Here is a 22,919-nt window from a genome sequence, read left to right as displayed (position 1 = left end):
GGGTGCGGGTCCGCCGTGGTTTCTCGCGCGGTGCCCCGCGCCCCTAGGGGATCGCCGTCAGGCCGGCTGCTCGGTCGCGGCTTCGTGCGGTGGCCCACAGGGCCGCCGCGACCAGGGCGGACGCCAGGCCCAGCGTGCCCACCGCCGCCGCGAGACTGCCCACCGCCGCCTCACCCGCCAGGAGCACCAGCGGGCAGACGAACTCGCCGCCGAAGAACGCCGCCATCCACAGACCGGTGCCGCGGCCGCGGTCCTCGAAGGACAGACGGGACATCGCGCTGGTGAGCAGGGCGGGCAGCAGCATGCCGGTGCCCACGCAGTTGACGACCGCGCCGACGACCAGCAGCGGGGCGTTCCCGGCGAGGAACATCACGCCGAAGCCGACCGCGCACAGGGCGAGCACGGCCGGCAGCAGCGGGTCGGGGGAGCGCTTCAGGCGGGCGAAGGTGATCGCCCCGCCCACGGTGGCGGCACTGGCGATCGCGGTGGCCAGACCGATCACCCCGGAGTTCTCCACCCCGAGGTCGTCCAGCAGGTACGACATCTCCACCGGGACGGTGTAGAAGACCATCGCCCCGAAGAAGGTCAGGGCGCAGACGCCCGCCAGCCGGCGCCAGGGGAAGGTGCGCCCGGGCGTCTCCGCCCGCGTCCTCGCCGCCTCGGTACCGGTCGTGGGGCCGGGCAGCGCCGAGGCCATCAGCGGAGCGAGGACCAGGCTCACGGCGTACACCCAGAACGGCACCCGCCAGCCCGCCGACCCGGCGGCCCCGCCGATCACGAAGAACACGGTGGCCGACGCCGAGGCGCACATGGTCTGCAGCGCGAGGTACTTCACCCGCCGCCGACCGCTGTAGTAGTCGCCGATCAGGGTGGTGCAGCAGGTCATGACGGCGGCCTCGGCGACCCCGACCAGGGCGCGGCTGGCGATGATGCCGCCCAGCGACCGCAGCCAGAGCGGGGCCGTGCCGAACGCGGCGTACAGGACCGTCGCCACGATCAGCAGCCGTTTGCGGCCCAGCCGGTCCACGAGCACCCCGGCGAAGGGGGCCAGCAGCGCCAGTGACAGCGCCGGGACGGTCAGCGCGAGCGGCACCAGCGCCTCGGCCCCCGGGACCGAGGCGAAGTGGTCCTGCATCTTCGGCAGTACAGGGGCGATCAGCACCGCCCCCAGGATCGGCAGACAACTGCCCGCCATCAGCAGGGTCACCCGCAGCAGATGGGCCGGGCCCGACACGGCGACGGGGGAGGGAGCGGCGTCGTCGACCGCGACGGGGGACGGCGGCGGGGCGGAACCGGGCATGGCGACTCCAGGGACGGTGTACGGGAGCGGGCATGCCGGTCACAGGTGCGGGGATCGCGCGGCATGCTGCGGACGGCCGCACACCTGCGGCTGGTCCCGACAGCGGCGTGCGGTCGGGACGACTATGGGCGCTCGACGGGCCGGGCCGCCATCCTCCGCGTGATCCGAATCCCGTATCCGGGCCATCCACACCGTGGATGAGCGGGGCCCCGGCCCACAGGGCGGACTGCGGCCGTCACACGGAGGTCGTCACCGAGGGGGTGGCCAGCAGGGCCGTCGCCGCCTCGTGGTGCAGTTCGTCCACGGTCCTGAGCTGCTGTTCGGCCCGTTCCAGCAGCTCCCGCAGCCGTTCGGGCTCCAGCCGGGGCTCGCGGGCGGCGGCGCGCTGCAGGGCGCGCCACACCATCGCCTTGCCCTGCACCCCGACCCGCAGGGCCTCCAGCTCGACCAGCACCGTGAGGCCGGAGCGGCGCACCAGGCGTCCGTTGGGCTTCAGCCGGGCGACCTTCTCGCCCAGCCACGCGCCGTACACCTTGTAGTGCCTCACCGGCATCCCGAGGTCGGCCAGGACCCCCAGCAGGGACCGTCGGTCCTGGGCGATCTCCGTGGCCAGCCGTCGCAGGTCGTCCCCGTACGGCGAGTCGCCGTGCTCCTGGACCATGCGCCGGGCCAGCTCGGCGCCGGCGGTCGCGCCGGCCAGGTGGTCGTTGAGGTAGACGTCCAGGATCTTCCGCCGCTCCTGGCCCTGCGCTGTCGTGCTCATGGTGTCCCTCCGGCGCTCGCGGCCTGTCGACGACCACCGGGTGCTGCCCGGCCAGGTCGCCGAGTACCCCGGGGAAGGGGCACGTCACCGCCGCCGTGGGTCACTTCCCGGCGGCGGCCGCGGTGCGGGTCGGCCTGCCCAGGACCCAGAAGAGCACGCCGAGGAGCATGAAGCCGGCCAGCGGGACGGCCTCGGTGAGGAGGTACTTCCAGCGTTCGGCGTGGGTCCAGCCGTCCGGGGCGTAGTCGGCGCCGAACCAGTGGTCGCCGAGGCCGGGGGCGATCAGCTGAACGCTCGCGAACAGGACGAGGAGGGTGAGCACGGTGCTGATCGTGCGGGGGAGGGGTGCCCGGTAGGGGCGGGGGGTGTCCGGGGCCTTGCGGCGCAGGACCGCGAGGGCGGGGAAGATGCCGAGATAGCTGACGAGGGTGGTGGAGACGGCGAGGCCGAGGACGGCGCCGAAGAGCTTGGCGGCGCTGCCGTCGGTCAGTTCGTGGGCCAGGACCAGGACCACGGTGGAGACGAGTCCGCTGAGGACGTTGACCCGGACCGGGGTGCCGAAGCGGCTGGAGATGACGCCGAGGAAGCGGGGTGCCGCGCCGTCGTATCCGGAGACGGCGAGGGCGCGGTCGGAGCCCATGACCCAGGTGACGCCCGAGGACAGCACCGTGAGGATGAACAGGATCGCGGCGAGGTCCCCGAGCACGCTGCCGGCGCCGCTGAGCGTGGCGGTGCCGTCGCCGGCGACGGAGCCGCCGTAGACGGTGAAGACCTGGCGGATCGCGTCGATGAACCCGCCGAGGCCGGTGACGGCCTTGACCGGCAGGACGAGCAGGATGCCGAGGATCGGCAGCGCGTAGAGCAGGACGGCGAGGATCGCGCTGCGGAAGATGGCGAAGGGCACGTCCCGCTGGGCGTCGGTCATCTCGTCGCCCGCGGTGTTCGGCAGCTCGAAGCCGACGTAGTTGAACATCAGGACGGGCACCAGGGCGACGAATCCGGCGTACGTCGGGGAGAAGTCGCCGAGCCCGAAGCCGTGCAGGCCGTGCCGGACGCCGTAGATCACGACGGTGACGGTGAACAGGCCGAGGAGGACGAAACGGCTCCAGGCGCCGATGGTGGGGATCCATTTGCCGACGTCGAAGGAGAGGATCGCGGCGAGCACACCCACCCAGACGAACGCGAGGGTGAAGACGTAGAAGGCGGGCGTGCTCAGGTCCCTGCCGTCGTTGAAGAACGTGGTGAAGGCGGTGACGGCGGACACCGAGAGGGTGCCGCCGAGCCACACCGGGTTGGTGATCCAGTACAGGAAGTTGTTGACGGCTCCCGCGAGACGGCCGAAGGCCCGGCTGGTCCAGATGTAGGGGCCGCCCTCGTCGGGGAACGCGGCCCCGAGTTCGGCGATCAGCAGCGCGGACGGCACGAAGAACACGACGGCCAGCACGATGAGCCAGGTGAACGCCTCGGCGCCGGAGGAGGCCACCGTGCCGATGGTGTCCACCCCGACGATGGTGCACAGGAGGAAGAAGAGGATGTCGAAGCGGCCGAAGTGCTTGCGCAGTTTCTTCCGTTCGGCCAGGGCTGCCGCCGGCACACCGGCCGGCTCGGAAAGTATCTGACCAGCGGCCACCTGAGGCTCCTGCGTGCTCGCGGTACGGGCGGGATCCGGCCAATCATGGGGCGCCGCCCCAAATGCCCACAAGTGTTCGAGGGCAAGTCTTGCCCGTTACTTACGAAGCGAACGAGGCCCCCGCAGCCGCGTCGGCCGGGCTGCGAGGACCTCGTTCGGGGCGAGCGCGGTGCTCAGTGGCTCTCCGCGGGTTCCAGCCGTCGGGGCGCGACCCGGGTGACCGGCGCCTTTCGGGGGCTGCGGTGCGGCACGAGGACACGGCCCACGACCACGGCGTAGAACAGGCCGGAGGCCGTCACCAGGGCGAAGTCCGGCGGGTACAGCGTGGCCATGCGATAGGCCGCGACGCCCACCCACAGCAGTGCCGTGCCGCCGTTCCAGACCCGGACGCCCACGTGGAGGCGCCGGTTGGTGTTGCGGCCCGCGGCCGCCGAGCCCGTGGGCCGCCAGGCCTGGCGCCTGCCCCGGGCGATGTCCCAGATGGCGAAAAGATGTGCCCAGCCGTAGAGCAGCCGTACGGCCCACGCCTCGATCCGGTAGGGGCACCGGTGCCACAGCGGGAAGACCAGCAGGGTGTAGACCACGCTGGGCAGGACCAGCAGCATGTAGTCGACCTTGAGTTTCTCCGGCATGACCACCAGCAGGACGATCGGCAGCAGGGGCGCCACGAACGTGAAGACGGCGGTGTGGATGTAGTAGAGGAAGCCGGAGAAGTAGCAGAGCCGCGTGGAGAGCGGGAGCTTGGCGCTCCAGAACTTCCCGCTGCCCAGCAGGCTCATGGATCCCGAGCACCAGCGGTACTGCTGGTGGTAGAACGCGCTGACGTTGTCGGGGCAGTTGCCGGTGGCGAGGGGGATCGGCACATAGCGCAGTCCCCAGCCGAGGCGCCCGAGGTCGAAGCCCGTGTGGACGTCCTCCGAGTGCTCGATCAGCGTCGTACCGCCGTTGGCCTTCAGGGCCGCCCGCCGGTACACCGCGCAACTGCCCACGCAGATCGCGCCGCCGTGACGCTGCCGGGAGACCTGGATCGCCCGGTAGAACAACTCCTGCACGGAACCCGCGCCGCGCTCGATCCACGTCTGACGCCGGGCCACGCGGAAGTACTGCGGTGACTGGACGATCCCGGTCTTCGGATCGCGTTCCATGTACGGCAGGAGTTCCTCCAGCAGATCCGCCCGCGGGGCGAAGTCGGCGTCCAGGATGAGGATGTACTCCTCGTCGGAGATACCGAGCCCGTAATGCAGATTGCCCGCCTTCTTGAACCAGCCCCGATTGGGCCTGCTTCCGTATTCAAAACCGAACTCCTCCGCCATGGCGGCGAGTTCGGGAGAGGCGGAGTCGTCCAGTACGTAGGCGGTGGCTCTGCCGGGATAGCGGTCGGCGAGCCGGCGTACATGCGTCCAGGTGTTCTCCAGGACGTCGACGGGCTCTCCGCACACCGGAAGGAAGACGGCGACCGTCGGATACGTCGTGGGGCGCCAGGCTCCGACCAGTTCGCGGTGGGCCTTCAGATCGAAGTCGGGAGTGAAGCCGTTCACCCGCAGCGAGGCGACGTAATAAAGGATGCTGAAGACCAGGCACGGCAGCAGGACGAACAGCCAGGGCGACGACTGGATCAGCCGGAACTGGCTGTAGACGAGGCAGCCCATGCTGATGAGCGAGGCGCCGGTGAGGACCCAGAGGTGACGCCTCGCGTAGGAGTACTTCTCCTCGTCGTCCGGGGGCGCGGGGAGCACGCCGCCGGCTTGCTGTGCGGACCGGGGGGTTATACGCGGGGCGGGCTGTGGGCGGTCGGTCTCCAGTGCGAGGTCAAAGGAATCCAGGCTCAAGGTGTGCTCCTTGAAAGGTGTGCTCCTTGAATGGGGCCGGTCATCTCCAACCACTAGCCACGGAGGGTGTGACCTGCGCCTGCGGCTGGGCTGATTGCTGCACCGCTCGCTCGAAGGAAGGATGCGCCGGAGTGGCACCCTGCGAAGAGGCCGAGGAGTCGCGATCCGGGGGGCCTCTCGGGGTGCGGGAAGCGGGAAGAGCGCCTCGTGTCCGCACTCGGGTGAACCTTGTCCGGGGCCCGGACGAATCGCGGTGACGGTCCCTCACCCATGAGCTGTCTTATCGTCATATTTGCCTTTGGTCCCCATCCTAGGAACTGGAGGCACACATGCCCTCGACGCATTCCCGCACCCGCCGCGTCGCCTGGACCTCACTGGCTCTCGCGGCCACCGTGGGCTTTCTCCCCGCGAGCCCGGCGCACGCGGCGGGATCCGGGACGGCCCCCAAGGCCAAGACCCCCGTACAGACCTACGGCAAGCTCCACGTCTGCGGCACCCAGCTCTGCGGCGAGGCCGGCAAACCGGTCCAGCTGCGCGGTATGAGCACCCACGGCACGCAGTGGTACCCGCAGTGCCTGACCGGCGCCGCGCTGGACGCCGTCGCGAACGACTGGAAGGCCAGTGTGCTGCGCGTGTCGACGTACGCCCGCGAGGGCGCGTATCGCGCGGATCCGAAGAAGTACACCGAACTCGCCAGCAAACTCGTCGACATGGCGAGCGCCCGCGGCATGTACGTCATCGTCGACTGGCACACGATCCACCCGGGCGATCCCCACGAGGACCTCGCGGGCGCGCGTGCCTTCTTCAAGGCGATCGCCGAGAAGCACAAGAACAAGAACAACGTGATCTACGAGATCGCCAACGAGCCGCACGGCGTGAGCTGGGCGACCATCAAGGCCTACGCCGAGAAGATCATGCCGGTGATCCGCTCCCGCGCCCCCGGCAGCGTGATCCTCGTGCCGACGCGCGGCTGGGCCACGCTCGGCGCGGCCGAGGCGACCAACGAGAAGCTCGTCATCGCGGACCCCGTGCGCGACAAGAACGTCATGTACACCTACCACTTCTACGCGACGGCGGGCCGGGAGCAGTTCCTCAAGCTGCTGGACCGCGCCTCGGACAAGCTCCCCATCTTCGTCACCGAGTGGGCCGTCGCCTCGTGGAACGGCTGGGGCACCGACTACCCCATGGCTCAGAAGTTCGTCGACCTCATGGCCAAGAAGAAGATCGGCTGGACGAACTGGAGCCTGTCGGACAACCACAAGGATCTGTCGGTATTCAAGAAGGGCGCCTGCGGCACCGGCAAGTTCGGCACCGCCTCGCTCTCGCCCAACGGTGTCTGGGTCCGCGACCGGATCAGGGGCTGACCGTCATGTCCGCGCACGGACCCCGCCGCGGGACCGCGGCCCGTACGGCGCCGGCCGCGGCCGTGCTCGCCGGGCTGCTGCTCGCGACCGCCGGGACCGGTGCCGCCGTTCCGTCCGGGCGGACCGGCCCCTCGGGCATCAGGTCCGTCTCGTCCGGCTGGACCAACCCCTGGGGCGTCGACTGGCTGCCGGACGGCACGGCCCTGGTGACGGAATCGGGCACGCTCAAGGTCTTCGAGGTCACCCGGTCGGGGGCGAGGACCGGGGTCCCTGCCGAGCCCCGCATCGCCGCCCCCGGCAGCGGGGAGGCCCTGCTGGGGATCGCCGTGTCGCCCGACTGGAGCCGGGACCACCGGATCCACTGACGAACTCAACCTGGTCAAGGCCGGCGGGAACTACGGCTGGCCCACCTGCGAGGGTGTCTGCTCGAAGGCCGGTATGACCGATCCCGCGCGCACCTGGAACCCGGCCAAGGGCGTGCCGAGCGGGCTGACCTACGCCGACGGCGCCCTGTACGTCGGCGCGCTGCGCGGAAAGCGGCTGTGGCGTGTCCCGGTCGCCGGTACCACGGCCGGCACCCCGGTCGCGTACTACACCAACGGCTTCGGCCGGCTCAGGGACGTCGTGAAGGTCCCGGGCGGGAAGGCCTTGTGGGTCACCACCGACGCGGCGGGCAAGGGCAAGGACCGGATCCTCCGGATCGACCTCGGCTGACCACGCTCCGAGGGGGGTCCCGGAGCCGCACCGACCCGGCTCCGGGGACCCCTCGGCGTCAGCCGTGGAAGCTGATGTAGCCGTTGCCGTCCGCGTCGTTCGCGCGCTTGGTGTAGGAGTGCACGTCGGCCCGTGAGCCGTTGGGCTTGACGAGGTAGACGGTGTCCTTGTCGTTGTTCCAGATGAAGTTGCAGTTCTGGCGGTAGACGACGTTGCCCGCGTCGGAGTCGGTGCCGCGGCCGCCGCGCAGCTTCACATAGTCACCGGGCTCGAGCCGGTGGCTCGCGGGGAAGGTGAACTTGTTGCCCGTGGCGTCCTTGACGACGTACCCCTCGAGGTTGACCGTCGCCGTGCGGGAGTAGTTCTTGATCGTCAGGTACTCGTCCTTCGTGTTGCCGCCGGAGCACCGGTTGGAGTCCGCGCCGGGCGCGTCGTACTGCACGCCCTTCAGCTTGAGCGCGGACGCGTACTCGGTGGCCTGCGCCGGACCGGCGGTCGACAGGGCGAGCGCGCCCGCCATGGACGCGGTCGCCAGAACGTGACGCATGCGCGTGGGCATGAGGAATCCCCCCTCAATGGTGCGAATGGAGCGCCTGGAGCATACCGAAGGTGACGACGGTGTGTTCGCTTCGTGTTCATTCCGTGAAGGGCGCCCCGACGGGCTCAGCCCAGGTGGCCCATCCGGCGGCTGATCTCCTCCGCGCCCTCGAGCAGCCGGGGGGCGAGCGCGTGGATGCGTTCCTCGGTGAAGCGGTACGCGGGGCCGGAGGCACTCAGCGCGGCGATGACCTCGCCGTCGCGGGAACGGATCGGCGCCGCCATGGCGTGCAGTCCGATCTCGAGTTCCTCCAGCGTCATGGCGTACCCCCGCTCCAGTGCCTCGGTGAGGTTCTCCTCCAGTTCCGTCCTGGCCGTCAGGGTGTGCGCCGTCAGCTTCCGCAGTCCGGACGCCCCGAGGACGGCGGTGCGCGCCCCGGCCGGCAGGTGGGCGAGGAGGATCTTGCCGCTCGACGTGGCGTGGAGCGGGGTGAGCTGCCCCACCCAGTTGTGCGTACCGACCGCGCCGGGACCGCGTACCTGATGGAGGTTGACGGCGTAGTGCTCCTGCAGGACCGCGATGTTGACGGTCTCGCCGATCTCCTCGCTGAGCCGCTCGCACACCTGTCGGCCCTGCTGGGTGATGTCGAGCCGGCCCGTCACCGCACCGGCCAGCCGTACGAGGCCGAAGCCGAGCCGGTATTTGCCCCGCTCGGCCGTCTGCTCGACCAGGCCGCGCGTCTCCAGCGCTCCGAGCAGGCGGAACGCGGTCGACTTGTGGACGTCGATCTCGGCGGCGACCTCGCTGACCCCGGCCTCGCCGCGCTGGGCGAGGATCTCCAGCACGCTGACGGCACGGTCGACCGACTGCACGCCGTTCACCGCGCCGGCCGTTGCGCCCTCTGCCGCGTAGTTGCTCATGGCGCAACTATAGGCACTGGGCCATCTGCGGCGAGGGGCCACAGTGACTCGACCGGGGGCCGTTCGGGCGCTTGACGCCGACCGTCTCCCCGCACCCTAGGACCGGCCGTTCGGCGAGGGAAGACCTCGGCGCGCTTCTCCCGCCCTCTTGACAACCCCTGGCCGACGCCCGAACCATGTTGCGCATAACGGATGTCGTTGTGTCATGTGAGACAACGCCTCGACCCGAGCGAGGAAACGTCGATGACCCTGCTCCACCAGTCCCTGCACGAGCTCGACCCGGAGATCGCGGCCGCGGTCGACGCCGAGCTGCACCGCCAGCAGTCCACCCTCGAGATGATCGCCTCGGAGAACTTCGCTCCGCTCGCGGTCATGGAGGCCCAGGGCTCGGTCCTGACCAACAAGTACGCCGAGGGCTACCCGGGCCGCCGCTACTACGGCGGCTGCGAGCACGTCGACGTGGCCGAGCAGATCGCGATCGACCGGATCAAGGACCTGTTCGGCGCCGAGTACGCCAACGTCCAGCCCCACTCCGGCGCCTCCGCCAACCAGGCCGCCCTGTTCGCCCTGGCCCAGCCCGGCGACACCGTCCTCGGCCTGGACCTCGCCCACGGCGGCCACCTCACCCACGGCATGCGGCTGAACTTCTCCGGCAAGCAGTTCCACGTGGTCGCCTACCACGTCGACGCCGAGACCGGCCTGGTCGACATGGCCGAGGTGGAGAAACTCGCCCTGGAACACCGCCCCAAGGTCATCATCGCGGGCTGGTCGGCCTACCCCCGCCGGCTCGACTTCGCCGAGTTCCGCCGCATCGCGGACGCGGCCGGGGCCTACCTGTGGGTGGACATGGCGCACTTCGCCGGCCTCGTCGCCGCCGGCCTGCACCCCAACCCCGTCGAGTACGCCGACGTGGTCACCTCCACCACCCACAAGACCCTCGGCGGCCCCCGCGGCGGGATCATCCTGGCCCGGAAGGAGTTCGCCAAGAAGCTGAACTCCTCGGTCTTCCCCGGCTTCCAGGGCGGCCCCCTGGAGCACGTCATCGCGGCCAAGGCGGTCTCCTTCAAGGTCGCCGCGAGCGAGGAGTTCAAGGAGCGCCAGCGCCGCACGGTCGAGGGCGCGCGCCTGCTCGCCGAGCGCCTCACCGCCCCCGACGCCCGCGAGGCCGGAATCGACGTCCTCTCCGGCGGCACCGACGTCCACCTGATCCTGGTCGACCTGCGCGCCTCCGCACTGGACGGACAGCAGGCCGAGGACCGGCTCCACGAGGTCGGCATCACCGTCAACCGCAACGCCGTCCCCCACGACCCCCGCCCGCCGATGGTCACCTCCGGCCTGCGCATCGGCACCCCGGCCCTTGCCACCCGCGGCTTCACCGCCGAGGACTTCACCGAGGTCGCCGACGTCATCGCCGAGGCCCTGAAGCCGTCCTACGACGCCGAAGCCCTCAAGGCCCGGGTGAAGGCCCTCGCCGACAAGCACCCGCTCTACCCCGGCCGGTGACCGACACCCCATGGAACGGGTCACCGAGCGACGGCGTGTACTGCGAGAAGGAGGCGGGGGAACTGCTCCACCACTACGACGCCGAACCCGGCCGGGTCGCCGTCGTCCACCCCGGGGTCGACCTGGAGCGCTTCCGGCCCGACGCCCGCGGAATCGCCGCCGGCCGGGTCGCGGCCCGGGCCCGCCTCGGCCTGCCCCGGGACGCCCTGATCCCCCTGTTCGTGGGCCGCGTCCAGCCGTTGAAGGCGCCGGACGTCCTGCTGCGCGCGGTGGGCCGGCTGCTTCAGGAGCGGCCCTCCCTGCGGGAGCGGCTCGTGGTGCCGGTCGTCGGCGGCCCCAGCGGCAGCGGTCGGGACCGGCCCGAGAGCCTGCGGACACTGGCCGCCCGCCTCGGCGTCGCGGACGTCGTCCTGTTCCGGCCGCCGGTCGGGCAGGACCGGCTCGCCGACTGGTACCGGGCGGCGTCCGTCCTCGTCATGCCGTCCCACAGCGAGTCCTTCGGCCTGGTGGCCGTCGAGGCGCAGGCCTGCGGCACCCCGGTGATCGCCGCCGACGTCGGTGGTCTGCCGGTGGCGGTACGGGACGGGGTGAGCGGCGTCCTCGTACCGGGGCACGATCCGGCCGACTACGCGCGGGCGCTGTCCCGCTTCGCCGACGACCCGGCCCGCTCCGCCCGCATGGGCGAGGCCGCGGTCGGCCACGCCGGACGCTTCGGCTGGACCACGGCCGCGACGGCGACGGCGAACGTGTACACGGCAGCCCTGCGCCAGGGCGGCGGTCGGGGACGGGCGGTCCAGCACGTCGGCCACAGGCACCCGCTCCCCTCGCCCCACGGTAGCGCCGTAACTGGGCCGCCCGTACCAGTTCGCTAGGATGAGGGCATGAGCGCATCCGCAGTCCCCGCAGAAGACCCAGGTCGGCAACCCGAACCGGGACTGCGCGCCGATGCCGAACGCAACCGCGACCGCATCCTCGCCGCCGCCCGCCGCCTCTACGCCACCGAAGGGCTCGGCGTCTCCATGGCCTCCGTCGCCCGCGAGGCCGGCGTCGGCAAGGCCACCCTCGCCCGCCGCTTCGCCACCCGCGAGGCCCTCGTCACCGCCGTCTTCTCCGACCGTATGGACGCCTACGCCGCCGCCGTCACCGAAGCCCTCGCCGACCCCGACCCCTGGCACGGCTTCGCCGGCTACCTCCGGGCCGTCTGCGCCATGCAGGCCGCCGACCGGGGCTTCGCCGACGTCCTGACCATGACCTTCCCCGCCGCCAAGGCCCTGGAAGCCCGCCGCACCGAGGCGTACGACGGCTTCGTCGAACTCATCGACCGCGCCAAGGCCACCGGCCGGCTGCGCGACGACTTCACCCCGGAGGACCTGGTCATCCTGCTCATGGCCAACGCCGGCGTCGTCGCCGCCACCGGCGACGACGCCCCCGACACCTGGCGCCGCCTCGTCGGCCACATGCTGCGCTCCTACGCCGCCCCCGACGCCCCCGTGCCCCCGCTGGCCGACGCCCCCGCCCCCACGGCCCTGTACCGGGCCATGATCCGGCTCAGCCGCGTGAGGTGAGCCGCGGAACGCCCGCCCGTGACCGGATCCGGCGACGCCGTGTCAGGGGCGGGTGCCCGCGCACGCCCACATGCTCGGCCATTCGGGACGCACCCTCGCCCGGGCGACCCTGGCTGCCTCCGGGCTCAGCGCGAAGGAGTTCATCGACCGCCGGGTCGTGCCGGAGGCGAAGCGTCTGCCGGCGCACGGCGACGAGACCGCCGCCCAGATCTCGGACCGCCTCGGCTTCGTCACGCCCTCCCAGTTCAGCAAGTACGTCGTGCGACGCACCGGCCGTTCCCCGATCGACTTCCGCAACGGGGTCCGGGGACGCGCCGAGGGGCCCCGGACCGTCGTCGACCCCCGGCCAGGGACAAGGGCGACACCGCGCGGAGAAGCCGCACCGTCGGCCTCCCTGTGCCGAGCCCTCAACCTCCGTCAGCGGATTGGGTTTTCGCCTATCGTGGGCCTGTGGAGAATCCGCAGAGCTCTCACTCCGGCGACAACCGTGCCGCGGTTGCGGCGGCGCACAACGCGAAAGGACTCGACGCTCTGCGACAAGGCCGCCACATCGAGGCCGCGGCGATCTTCCAGGATGTGGCCAGGAGGTTCTCCGCACTCGGCGCGAGGCTTGAGACATCCGCGGCCCTGCACAACCTGGGCCTGGCGCTGATGCGGTGCGGCAATCTGGCGCAAGCCCGCGAGATCGTTGACGAAGCCCTCAACCTGGCGCCCGGTAACGGCGAGACGGCCTTCGACACACATGAGGCGAACGTGCGGATGACGGCCGGCATTCTGGCACGTCGCCTCAATGAACTCCGTGCGGCCGCCGACCACTATCGCCGTGCCCAGGAGTTGTACGAGCGGCACGGGCAGTTGCCGGCCGCGCTGGACGTACGGTTGAACATGGCGGTGTTGGTCGAACGATCCGGTCAACTCGCGGAAGCCGAGCGGTTGCTGACCGAGCTCCGGACCGACATCCTCAGCGCCGGAACCGCGCACACAGGCGATGCGGACCCCGTCGATTCAGCAGCGCTCGACAACTCGCACAGACTTGCCGCCGCGGACACGACCCTGGCGACTCTCTTCGCTCGCCACGGACGCTACAGCGCCGCCGGCTCACTGCTCGAGGAGGCGGAGGCGATCTACCGCGAGCTTCGGTTGCCGCGCGAACTCGCGGACGTGCTGACCAATCAGGGCTATGTCCTCATGCAGACGGGCCGCTACGCACGTGCCCTCCGGCTCATGCGCCGAGCCCACCGCATGTTCTCGGACATGGACATGGAGCTCGAGAGCGCGCGACTCATGTGCGGCATGGCGGCAGTGGAAAGGCGGATCGGCAACCACGCCGGTGCGGCCGCCGCCTATGGAGAGGCTCTCGAAACCTATGAGAGGCACGGACTGAGCCGTGAAGTGACCGAGACCCGGCTCAACCTCGGTGTCGTCAAGTGCGATCAGGAGGAATGGTCCGAAGCGATCGACACACTGTTCGCCGCCCGGGCGGGTGCGATCGATGCGACCGAGTTGACAACGGCGAGTATCGAGCTGAATCTCGGCGTCGCGTATGCGGGCATGAAGGAATGGGACAGGGCGCGCGCCTGCTACAGCACCGCACAGAGGTCGTTCGAAAAGCTGAAACAACCCCTGGCCGTCGCCGATCTCGATATGAACCTGGGAATTGTGGATGCGGCGACCGAAAATTTCGAGGACGCACGGCGACGTTACGCGAAAGCGGAGCTCAGCTTCCGGGAACTGGGGCTCTGGGCGCGCGTGGCCAGGTGCCTCCACAACGAGGGTCTGACCTGGCCGAGCGACACCTCGGAACGCAGGGACCGGGTGATTTCGGCATGGATCGCTCTCGAGGCGGCGCGATTCACGTTCCGTGCGCCGGTGGAACGGACGCTGTGGCGCGAGGAGATCGGCAGACACGCCGCCGCGGCGTTCGACGCCGGGCTCATGTCCGGGACGCCGCTCCTCCTTGCTGAGATGATCGAGCGTGCGCGGGCGATCGGTGGCCTGGATCTGGCGCATCCTGGTCGTCCTGAGCTGCCTGACGCGGACCAGGACGACGATCTGTCGTCGCTTCCCGTGACCTTTGCGGCGGTGGTGGAGTGCGCTCCGCACTCCGAGCTCGAACCGTTCATCCGGAGAGCGCGGCACATCCTCGGTGTGCGGGAATCCGCGTCGGAAACCGACACCGGTCCCGGCAACGGCATCAGACTCTCGACCGAGGTAGTCCCTGTTCTGAACGTCCTGTTGCCGTGACCATCGGGGGATCCGACGTTGCACTCCACAGTATCGACTGTCTGGTGGCTGGGATATTGGCGGGCCGGGGAGAAGCTGTATTGGTGGACGACCGCGGTTTCCAGCTCGGCCGACCCGGTCGAGGCGGCCGCCGCGGTGCGGGCGCGCGTCAGTCCGGCCGTGTGGGGGACGGTGACGACTTCACCGGACCCATCACGGGGTGAGCGGCTCGCCGACGGTGGGAGCGGCGTGTCACAGATCCTGTTGAGTGCCGGCGCCGTTGACTGGGACGAGGTACATCCGCTCGTCGGACGCATGATCGCGGGGCTGCCCGGAAGCGTTTCCGAGGAGACCGACCGACGGGTGAGAGAACTGCATGAGCAGTTGGGCGAACCCCAAGGAGACAGCGGCGACCCGGATGACGTGGAAGCCGTGGCGCGGCTCCTGGAAATCGCCGTGCGACTGCGATCGGAGCGGAACGAGGCGAAGCGACGTGCCTGGAACGGCCCGTTGGTCGATCGCGCCGCCAATCGCGACCTGTTCGGAAAACTGGGGGCGCTGCTCCTGCCTCCCGTCCTGCGCGAGTATCTGGCGTCGTTCGGGCCACAGGAGACCCCCGCGACGACCCTCGTGATCGCACCGGGACCGGACCTCGGCCGGATTCCCTGGGAACTCCTCGTCGTGCGGGACGAGGACGACCTCCGCGCGGTGGAGGTGGCCTTCATCCGGGGCGGGCTCAGCCCTGCCTCACTCGTGGATCTGGCGCGACCGGCGGCGCCCGAGATCGTCGGCGGGCCCGCGCTGCGGATCATCGACCCCACCGCTGACGGCCAGGCCGAGGACGCACCGCCGATCTACCCCGCGGGGTTGCCGACGTCCTGGACGGCCCCGTCCGACCGAGAGCACGAGACCGTGTCGCGCGCGTGTACGCGCGAGACGTTCGGCGAGCTCCTGAATCGGCGTGAGTGGACACGAGTGCTGTTCCTCGGGCACGTCGAGAGCGGCGACGCCGTCTCCCCGACGACCTCGGCCTTGCGTTTCAGTACGGCCGCGCAGACCGACACGGATCAGGAACCGCTGCGCGCCGACGACGGCAGGGTGCTGGAAGACCTCGCGGATGCGCATGCGCTGAGTGCGCGGGTCTGGTTGCACGCGCCGAATCGGTGGCCGATGCCTCGCCGTGTCGCTCTGATCGCGTGCGAAGCCGACGACAGCCGTTATGTGGAGCAGGCCGGGCTCACTCTGGCCGCGGTCAACGCCGGAGCACGCGTCGTGACGACCACGAGGTGGACCTGTCCGACCGACCAGTCCGTCCATGTCATCGGCGACACGGTGCGTCCAGGCGAGGGTGCGACGACAGCCATGGCTCTGGCAGTCGACCGGGCCCACGACAGTGCCGACCCGGTGGCCGCCATCCGCACCTGGCAATGCCGACAGCTCGCCGCATGGAGGTCGTCCGTCCGGATGGAGGATCTCCGCCAGGCCGCGCCCCTCACCTGGGCGTGCCTCCTCACCTACGTTCTGCCGGACAGCGTGCGGTGACGACATGAGTGGCGGTGCCGACCGGCGAGCAGCCGACGAGCTCCTCGAGCAGGGCAACAGAGCACTTACGGACGGCAGGTTGGACAGTGCCGAGCAGTCCTACGGTCGCGCCCTCCAGCTCTATGAGTCCATCGACGACAAGGGGCGGGCCGCAGACGTCGTCTGCAATCTCGCCACCATCTGCTGGATGCGCAATGAGCTCGAAGAGGCCGACCGTCTGTACAACAGCGCGCGTGACCAATATGTGGCCATCTCCAGCTTTCACGCCGTCGCGCTCGTCGAGCAGTACCTGGGCAATGTGGCCTACACACGTAGCGACCTCTACCGGGCACGGTGGTACTACTATCGCGCTCTGCTCGGCATCGAAGGCATCGACCTGGTCAGAGCCGCCGACTGCAGGGTGAACATCGCGGCGGTGCTGATCGGGCTCGGGCAGTGCGGTGCGGCTTTGCGTCACCTGTCTGCGGCGGAGGACGGCTATCGAGCGCAGTTGTCAGGGGACGTTCTTCTGGTCAAGATGGCCGAAGTCGACGAGAACGCGGGCTTGGCGCTGAAGGCTTTGGCGCGTTATGCGGAGGCACACGTGCGCCTCACACGGTCCCGCGCGACGTACGAGCGCCTTGGCGTGGCGTCGAAGTGGGCGCAGCTCGACCACAATCTGGCAGAGCTCGCCCGGGTCTCGGGCAATCCGACGGAGGCCGCCGAGTTGTACCGGCGGGCCATGGAGGGCTACCGGGCCACCCATCGTGAGCACGAGATCGCCGACTCACTGCTCGGACTCGGGATCATGGCTCTTGATGGCGGCGACCTTTCCCTGGCTCGCGAGAGGTTCGAAGCCGCCGCTGAGTCCTACCGGCATACAGGACAGTGGTTGGCGCTGGCGCATGCCGTTCACAATCTCGGTGTCAGCTGGAGTGGTGATCCAGAACGGGCGTTGTCCTACGTCGTTCCCGCCTGGGCCGTCATGCGATCGATGACCTGGGGGCTGCCGGAGGTGACGGCGCGCGCCGAGTGGCGGACCGCGACCGAGCAGGCCGCCGGAAAAGCACTCGAACTTGCGGCGGGTTCCGGTGACAGCGCTCTGCTCGCCGAACTGATCGAAGCCATGCGCGCCACGACGCTGCGGCCGGGGATGGAGCTGCCTCGGGGCATCACCTCCCTGGACAGCGCCGCGTCCGAGATGCCGTCGGTGGTGCCGCCGACGGTCGACTGCGGCTGGCCCGCTCGGCTCCCCGCGTACATGGAGGACGGTGAGGAACTCCGCGCCGTCGGCGGAGGCGGCCCACCACACCTGCGGAACGGCTCAGTCGCGCTGGAACGCCTTCTGACAGAGCACGGACGTTCGGAATGAACCGAGGGAACTCTCACTCGCCGAACCCGTCTCCGAACAGCAGCCGCCAGCACCGGAGCCGCTCGGTGTCGTCCTGAGCGGTGGAGGCGGACTCGACGAGAAAGGAGCACTCGGCGATCCAGCTTCGCAGTCGTCCATAGGAATGCGCGTTCAGGCGGTGTCCGAACTCGGCCTTCGAGCAGCTGGGGTCGGCGATCTCGGGAAGCGTCGGCCGTAGGGAGAGCCAGTGGGCCAGGTCGGTGAGAACAGTGCGGAGCGCGGTCGGGAGATCGATGTAGCCGCCGCCTGCCGCGGTCGCACGACGTATCTGCCGACCGAGCAGAACCGTCAGGATGACCGACGGGACTTCGAGCCCGGATTCCCGGTCGCGGGCGAACTTCAACAACCGTGTGACATGGCGCAGATGCCCGCCGGCCGCGCTGTCGCGGTCGAGGAACCATCGGGTGAAGCCATCGGGGTCGACCGGCTCGAATCGGTTCTCGGCGCGATTCACGATGGAGCCGGGTGACAGGCTGCCTGTGAAGGGCCGCGGGACATAGGGGACGAGGTCGACGTGGTGGTCTTCGAACGACACCTCGACGCATCGTGTCTTCACCCGGACGGAGTGCCGGCTCCCGAGACTCTCGGCCACCATCGCCTGCAACGAGTACAGGTACTCGGCCGGTCTCGCACTCCACGAGGGCTCGGGCCGCCGGGAAACGAGGAGATCCGCGTCGAAGTCGGTTCGGCGCCCTGGAGCGATGATCGTCTGCTGCGCCCATGAGCCCTGGGGCAGGAACAGAGGTTCGGTCTCGCGGAACCCCGCGTGCCGCCGAAGTGCCGCTTGGAGTCGTTGAACCGTCTCCTCCAGCCTCCGAAGACGCGCTCTGTCGATGTTGACGTGCCGTTCGAGGAATGTCCTGAAGTCATGGAGGTCGGTCCCCGTCACCGGCCACACCTGAACCCCGAGTCGCTTTCCTGGACACGCGCCGTTCTGAGTCCGGGTGCTGTCATGATGGACGTATGGGATTTCTGGGATTCCCGCTTCAGGGCGGGGGCGGACTGTACCTGGAGGTGGACGATGACATGGGCGACCATGTCGCCGACGGCGCCGATGACCTTGGACTGAGATCCGAGGTTCTGCGGCTGGCTGTCGGCAGCCTGCGCAGTGTGTCCCCGAAAAACCTCGGAAAGATCGCCGATCTTATCGCGGAGAGCGGCATCATGTCGGCTCACAGGCCCCAGTTGGATTCCCCTCAGGTGCTGCAAAAGGCTCAATTGCTGCTGAGCAGCGCTGGGCACCTCGACAGCCAGGTGTACCACATGGTGTTGGTCGACGACACCTACTGGCATATCAACGGGGTGAGTCGGATGGGCGTGTTCAGTCTGTATGCCGACAAGACCGGCGCCATCTACCATTTGAGCGTGGTGCCTGTGGCCGAGAGCGCCGGACCGGCGCATTCCCCGTAGCGCACATCTTTTGTGTATCGCACTCAGGCCGCACCGTTCGAGCCGTGGAAGGGTGCGAATCGTGGTGCCCTGTGCTCAAGGAATTCCCTGAATCGCGGCCCCGCCGACCGGCTCAAGTGCGAGGCCCAGCCGATCAGATCGTCGGCGTCCACCTTGTCCAACGCCGTGAGTCCAGCAGGAACGACCGGGTTCAGGCGCAGCAACCGCTGTGGCGATGTCAGGTGATGCACCTGGTTGTTCGCACTGATCGACTGCGCGCGCAAGATGACGTCGACGGCATCGCGGCCCCACTGCACCATCCCGCCCCGGTCGAGTCGACGGCTGCGATGACGGGCTTCGGTGGTCGTGCCCAGACTGAACACGTGCAGCGCGTCGAGAGGCACCGCACAGGTTCCGACCGCTTCGACCAGCGCGATCATCGACGGATTGTTGGCCCAGAGCCCGCCGTCGACCAGTCGCGTGCCGGACAGCGGATATCCCGGCAGATAGGTCGGCGCGGCAACCGTGGCCATGGCGACGGCGTACGCGTGCTCCCGCCAGTCACGCGCGAGCCTCGGATGGTGCGCCGTCCGGAACAGATAGACGTCGTCGGCGCCGAGGTTGTACGAGGCGATGACGAGCCGCTTGGAACTCTCCCCGAAGGTCCGATCGCCGAAGACCTCGCGCAGCGCCGACTCCAACGGGCCCGATGCGTATTTCGCCCGGACGAGCTGGCGTGCCGTGCGGAGCCCCATCATGTTCTTGAACACGCGCGGCCCCAGCCTGAGGTAGAAGTCGAGTATCTCGCGCGGCCGCATTCCGAGGCCGAGGCCGAGTGAGATGATTCCGCCCGTCGACGTTCCGGCGATCAGATCGAAATGATCCACCACCCTCACGCCCGCGTCCTCCTCCAACGCCGCGAGCACTGCGGCCGAGAAGATCCCCCGCAGCCCACCACCGTCAAGTGCCAGGATCTGGAACCGCGCACCAGTCATTCGACCATGGTGGCACGCCCTCCCACGCGAGCGCCGCTCCCTGAATTCGCCTGTGCGGGAGCTGACATGGCGAAGCGATGTACCTCACAGTCTTGGCGTCCGAGGTGCCCAGTAGAGTGAAGACCGCCCTTGACCTGCAGTAAGCGGGCAGGGAGCCGTCTTTCAGGAGTCCAAATGCTGCGTACTCTGTTCAAGTCCAAGATCCACCGCGCCACCGTCACCCAGGCCGACCTGCACTACGTGGGATCCGTGACCATCGACGCCGACCTGCTGGACGCCGCCGATCTGCTGCCCGGTGAGCTGGTCCACATCGTCGACATCACCAACGGCGCCCGGCTGGAGACGTACGTCATCGAGGGTGAGCGTGGCTCGGGGGTGGTCGGGATCAACGGTGCCGCCGCCCATCTCGTGCACCCCCGAGATCTGGTGATCATCATCAGTTACGCTCAGGTCACCGACGCCGAGGCGAGGGCGCTGAAGCCGCGGGTCGTGCACGTGGACGGCGACAACCGGATCGTGGCCCTCGGGGCCGACCCGTCGGAGCCGGTTCCGGGCTCCGACCAGCGGCGCAGTCCGCACGCGGTCTCCGTCTGAGCGACGCGTCGGCCGGACCGTCCGCAGCCATCGCACCGGGAGTGCCCATGAGCGACATCGAGATCCGCGACGACCGGGCGGCGGGCCGCCTCGAAGCCCTCGGCGGGGCGGGCGAGGTCGTGGGGCGCATCGAGTACTTCGTCCTGGAGGCGCCCGCCCGCGCCCTCGTCCCGGTGCACACCATCGTGGAGCCGGCCCACGAGGGCAAGGGCATCGCGGGGTCCCTCGCGCGCGAGCTGTACGTCATCGCCGCGCGCGAGGGCATTCCGGTCGCCCCGCTCTGCCCGTACGTCGTGCAGTGGGCCGCCCGCCACCCGGAGGAGGCCCCGCCGGCCGACCCGGCACTGCTCACGGCCGCGAAGGACTGGCTGCGCAGCCACCCCGGCCGCTTCTGACCGCCCACCCGGGACGGGCCCACCCGGGTGAGTGTCCGGGGCGGCGTCGGGTACGTGGGGGAGTAGTCCAGAGCCAAGCCTGACGACTGGCCGGAGGACACGATGACCACCCCACCCCCCGACCCCGCCCCGCCCACACCGACACCGCCCCCGGGCCCACCGGACCCCTTCCCCACCCCGGTGCCGGCCCCCGAACCCCCACCGGCTCCCCAGCCGCCCCCGATGCCGGGCCCACCGCCGGACCCCTCCCCGTCCCCGATCCCGCCAGGCCCGGAACCCGTCCCGAACCCGGAACCGGGCCCGCCGCTGACATAGAAACGCATGGGCGGCACATTCCAAACACCGCCCACCGCAACACCCCCAGGGGCGCGGGGAACGGCGCGAGGAGCCCCCACCGTCCCGCACCCGCCCGGGAAGGGGCGCGGGGAGCGGCGCGAGGAGCCCCCACCGTCCCGCACCCGCCCTGGAAGGGGCGCGGGGAACGGCGCGAGGAGCCCCCACCGTCCCGCACCCGCCCTGGAAGGGGCGCGGGGAACGGCGCGAGGAGCCCTCACCGTCCCGCACCCTCCCTGGAAGGGGCGCGGGGAACGGCGCGAGGAGCCCCCACCGTCCCGCACCCGCCTTCGAAGGGGCGCGGGGAGCGGCGCGAGGAGCCCCCACCGTCCCGCACCCGCCTTCGAAGGGGCGCGGGGAACGGCGCGAGGAGCCCCCACCGTCCCGCACCCGCCCTGGAAGGGGCGCGGGGAACGGCGCGACCAGCCCCACCCACCCGCACCCCACCAAGGCCCCCCGCCGGCAGGCGCTACGCGTGCACCTCCGACCGGTCCCCGCCCCACAGCGTGTGGAAGGCCCCCTCCCGGTCCACCCTCCGATACGTGTGCGCCCCGAAGAAGTCCCGCTGCCCCTGCGTGAGCGCCGCAGGCAACCGCTCGGCACGCAACGCGTCGTAGTACGCGAGCGCCGCCGCGAACCCGGGCGTCGGCACCCCCTGCCGCACGGCGGCCGCCACCACCTCACGCCAGTCGTCCTGCGCGGCCCCGATCTCCGCGGCGAACGTCTCGTCCGACAGCAGACTCGGCAGATCCGCCCGCGCGTCGTACGCCGCCCGGATCCGGTCCAGGAACGCCGCCCTGATGATGCACCCGCCCCGCCAGATCGCGGAGACGGCGCCGAGGTCGATGTCCCAGCCGTACTCCTCGCTGCCCGCCGCGACCTCGTGGAACCCCTGGGTGTACGACACGATCTTCGAGGCGTACAGCGCCTGCTCCACCCGGTCGGCGAAAGCCGCCGCCTCCGCCTCGCCCAGCGGCGCCGCCTTCGGTCCGGCCAGCCCCCGCGACGCCTCCCGCAGCGCGGCGTGTCCGGACAGCGAGCGCGCGAAGACCGCCTCGGCGATGCCCGACACCGGCACGCCCAGGTCGAGGGCGATCTGGACCGTCCAGCGGCCCGTACCCTTCTGCTCCGCCTGGTCCACGACGACGTCCACGAACGGCTTCCCGGTCGCCGCGTCCACATGGGACAGCACCTCGGCCGTGATCTCGATCAGGTACGAGTCGAGACGGCCCCGGTTCCAGGTGCGGAAGATCTCCGCGATCTGCGCCGGCGCGTACCCGGCGACATCCCGCAGCAGCTGGTACGCCTCACCGATCAGCTGCATGTCGGCGTACTCGATGCCGTTGTGGACCATCTTCACGAAGTGCCCGGCGCCGTCCGGCCCGACGTGCGTGACACAGGGCGCGCCGTCCGCCGCCTTCGCGGAGATCCTCTCCAGCATCGGTCCGAGCGAGCCGTACGACTCCGGCGAGCCGCCGGGCATGATGCTCGGCCCGTGCAGCGCGCCCTCCTCACCGCCGGAGATGCCCGTGCCGACGAAGTGGATGCCCTGCTCGCGCAGTTCGCGCTCCCGGCGCCGGGTGTCCGCGAAGTGCGCGTTGCCGCCGTCGATGATCATGTCGCCGGGTTCGAGGAGCGGAGCGAACTCCTGGATCACCGCGTCGGTCGGCTCACCGGCCTTCACCATGATCACGAGTCGGCGGGGCCGTTCCAGCGCCGCCACGAAGTCCTTGGCGGTCTCCGCCGCCACGAACGTGCCCTCGTCCCCGAACTCCTCCACCAGCGCGTGGGTGCGCGCCACCGTCCGGTTGTGCAGCGCCACCGTGTAACCGTTGCGCGCGAAGTTGCGGGCGAGATTGCGGCCCATGACCGCGAGTCCCGTCACACCGATCTGCGCTGTAGTGCTCATAGGGCTGGCTCCTAGGGGTGGTG

General features: G+C 70.1%; 20 protein-coding genes and 2 pseudogenes. 13 read left to right on the top strand and 9 right to left on the bottom strand.

Features of this window, described 5'->3' with window-relative positions:
• Positions 1-43: 43 nt before the first annotated feature.
• The 4 genes from OG852_RS07380 to OG852_RS07365 form a co-directional block, all read right to left on the bottom strand.
• Positions 44-1,300, bottom strand: coding sequence for an MFS transporter (locus tag OG852_RS07380; RefSeq protein WP_330347395.1), 1,257 nt, complete (start codon positions 1,298-1,300; stop codon positions 44-46).
• Positions 1,301-1,535: 235 nt separating this feature from the next.
• The gene (locus OG852_RS07375) at positions 1,536-2,063 is read right to left on the bottom strand and encodes a hypothetical protein (protein ID WP_133917568.1); all 528 of its coding nucleotides are present in this window, start codon (positions 2,061-2,063) and stop codon (positions 1,536-1,538) included.
• A gap of 100 nt (positions 2,064-2,163) precedes the next feature.
• Positions 2,164-3,693, bottom strand: coding sequence for an APC family permease (locus tag OG852_RS07370; protein ID WP_133917567.1), 1,530 nt, complete (start codon positions 3,691-3,693; stop codon positions 2,164-2,166).
• Between the two features lie 173 nt (positions 3,694-3,866).
• Positions 3,867-5,342, bottom strand: coding sequence for a glycosyltransferase family 2 protein (locus OG852_RS07365; protein ID WP_133917607.1), 1,476 nt, complete (start codon positions 5,340-5,342; stop codon positions 3,867-3,869).
• Positions 5,343-5,851: 509 nt separating this feature from the next.
• Here OG852_RS07365 and OG852_RS07360 point away from each other — a divergent pair.
• Genes OG852_RS07360 through OG852_RS07350 form a run of 3 tightly spaced genes read left to right on the top strand, consistent with a single transcriptional unit; the run spans position 5,852 to position 7,600 of the window.
• The gene (locus OG852_RS07360) at positions 5,852-6,886 is read left to right on the top strand and encodes a glycoside hydrolase family 5 protein (protein WP_133917566.1); all 1,035 of its coding nucleotides are present in this window, start codon (positions 5,852-5,854) and stop codon (positions 6,884-6,886) included.
• 5 nt (positions 6,887-6,891) lie between these two features.
• Positions 6,892-7,251, top strand: coding sequence for a PQQ-dependent sugar dehydrogenase (locus OG852_RS07355; RefSeq protein ID WP_330347394.1), 360 nt, complete (start codon positions 6,892-6,894; stop codon positions 7,249-7,251).
• Positions 7,157-7,600 (top strand): PQQ-dependent sugar dehydrogenase, encoded by a 444-nt coding sequence (locus OG852_RS07350; RefSeq protein ID WP_330351413.1) that lies wholly within the window; start codon positions 7,157-7,159, stop codon positions 7,598-7,600. Before OG852_RS07355 ends, OG852_RS07350 begins: the two co-directional genes overlap by 95 nt.
• A gap of 58 nt (positions 7,601-7,658) precedes the next feature.
• Here OG852_RS07350 and OG852_RS07345 read toward each other — a convergent pair whose 3' ends face one another.
• Both OG852_RS07345 and OG852_RS07340 read right to left on the bottom strand, forming a co-directional pair.
• Positions 7,659-8,147 (bottom strand): lamin tail domain-containing protein, encoded by a 489-nt coding sequence (locus OG852_RS07345; RefSeq protein WP_330347393.1) that lies wholly within the window; start codon positions 8,145-8,147, stop codon positions 7,659-7,661.
• A gap of 116 nt (positions 8,148-8,263) precedes the next feature.
• The gene (locus tag OG852_RS07340) at positions 8,264-9,058 is read right to left on the bottom strand and encodes an IclR family transcriptional regulator (protein ID WP_133917564.1); all 795 of its coding nucleotides are present in this window, start codon (positions 9,056-9,058) and stop codon (positions 8,264-8,266) included.
• A 243-nt stretch (positions 9,059-9,301) separates the two neighbouring features.
• On the opposite strand from OG852_RS07340, the gene glyA reads away from it, so the two are divergent.
• The 7 genes and pseudogenes from glyA (at position 9,302) to OG852_RS07305 (ending at position 17,242) form a co-directional block, all read left to right on the top strand.
• Positions 9,302-10,561: a serine hydroxymethyltransferase gene (gene glyA / locus OG852_RS07335; RefSeq protein ID WP_330347392.1), complete on the top strand. Its 1,260-nt coding sequence runs from the start codon at positions 9,302-9,304 to the stop codon at positions 10,559-10,561.
• Positions 10,562-10,608: 47 nt separating this feature from the next.
• Positions 10,609-11,433: pseudogene (locus OG852_RS07330) on the top strand (glycosyltransferase); the annotation flags it as partial.
• 9 nt (positions 11,434-11,442) lie between these two features.
• Positions 11,443-12,126, top strand: coding sequence for a TetR/AcrR family transcriptional regulator (locus OG852_RS07325; protein WP_133915719.1), 684 nt, complete (start codon positions 11,443-11,445; stop codon positions 12,124-12,126).
• A 70-nt stretch (positions 12,127-12,196) separates the two neighbouring features.
• Positions 12,197-12,364: pseudogene (locus OG852_RS07320) on the top strand (AraC family transcriptional regulator); the annotation flags it as partial.
• Between the two features lie 212 nt (positions 12,365-12,576).
• The gene (locus tag OG852_RS07315) at positions 12,577-14,370 is read left to right on the top strand and encodes a tetratricopeptide repeat protein (RefSeq protein ID WP_166663659.1); all 1,794 of its coding nucleotides are present in this window, start codon (positions 12,577-12,579) and stop codon (positions 14,368-14,370) included.
• Positions 14,371-14,388: 18 nt separating this feature from the next.
• Complete coding sequence (locus tag OG852_RS07310; RefSeq protein WP_133915717.1) at positions 14,389-15,891, top strand: CHAT domain-containing protein; 1,503 nt, start codon at positions 14,389-14,391, stop codon at positions 15,889-15,891.
• Between the two features lie 79 nt (positions 15,892-15,970).
• A complete protein-coding gene (locus tag OG852_RS07305; RefSeq protein WP_166663658.1) occupies positions 15,971-17,242 on the top strand; it encodes a tetratricopeptide repeat protein in 1,272 nt (423 codons plus the stop codon).
• A gap of 13 nt (positions 17,243-17,255) precedes the next feature.
• Here the strand turns inward: OG852_RS07305 and OG852_RS07300 are convergent, their stop codons facing one another.
• Positions 17,256-18,170 (bottom strand): SMODS domain-containing nucleotidyltransferase, encoded by a 915-nt coding sequence (locus OG852_RS07300; protein WP_330347391.1) that lies wholly within the window; start codon positions 18,168-18,170, stop codon positions 17,256-17,258.
• Between the two features lie 74 nt (positions 18,171-18,244).
• Here OG852_RS07300 and OG852_RS07295 point away from each other — a divergent pair, with 74 nt between their 5' ends.
• A complete protein-coding gene (locus OG852_RS07295) occupies positions 18,245-18,691 on the top strand; it encodes a hypothetical protein (RefSeq protein WP_133915714.1) in 447 nt (148 codons plus the stop codon).
• Between the two features lie 23 nt (positions 18,692-18,714).
• Here OG852_RS07295 and OG852_RS07290 read toward each other — a convergent pair whose 3' ends face one another.
• Positions 18,715-19,665 (bottom strand): CBASS cGAMP-activated phospholipase, encoded by a 951-nt coding sequence (locus tag OG852_RS07290; RefSeq protein ID WP_330347390.1) that lies wholly within the window; start codon positions 19,663-19,665, stop codon positions 18,715-18,717.
• Between the two features lie 174 nt (positions 19,666-19,839).
• On the opposite strand from OG852_RS07290, the gene panD reads away from it, so the two are divergent.
• Both panD and OG852_RS07280 read left to right on the top strand, forming a co-directional pair.
• Positions 19,840-20,259 carry an aspartate 1-decarboxylase gene (gene panD / locus OG852_RS07285; RefSeq protein ID WP_330347389.1) on the top strand — a complete coding sequence of 140 codons (420 nt, stop codon included), beginning with the start codon at positions 19,840-19,842 and terminating at the stop codon, positions 20,257-20,259.
• Positions 20,260-20,306: 47 nt separating this feature from the next.
• Positions 20,307-20,654 (top strand): GNAT family N-acetyltransferase, encoded by a 348-nt coding sequence (locus tag OG852_RS07280; RefSeq protein ID WP_330347388.1) that lies wholly within the window; start codon positions 20,307-20,309, stop codon positions 20,652-20,654.
• An 802-nt stretch (positions 20,655-21,456) separates the two neighbouring features.
• Here OG852_RS07280 and gndA read toward each other — a convergent pair.
• The gene (gene gndA / locus OG852_RS07275; protein ID WP_133915709.1) at positions 21,457-22,896 is read right to left on the bottom strand and encodes an NADP-dependent phosphogluconate dehydrogenase; all 1,440 of its coding nucleotides are present in this window, start codon (positions 22,894-22,896) and stop codon (positions 21,457-21,459) included.
• Between the last annotated feature and the right edge of the window lie 23 nt (positions 22,897-22,919).

It is taken from the genome of Streptomyces sp. NBC_00582, from assembly GCF_036345155.1.
In the GTDB taxonomy this organism is placed as follows: Bacteria; Actinomycetota; Actinomycetes; order Streptomycetales; family Streptomycetaceae; genus Streptomyces.
The sequence above is the reverse complement of the archived record's forward strand: the minus strand, read 5'-3'. Positions and strand labels throughout refer to the sequence as shown.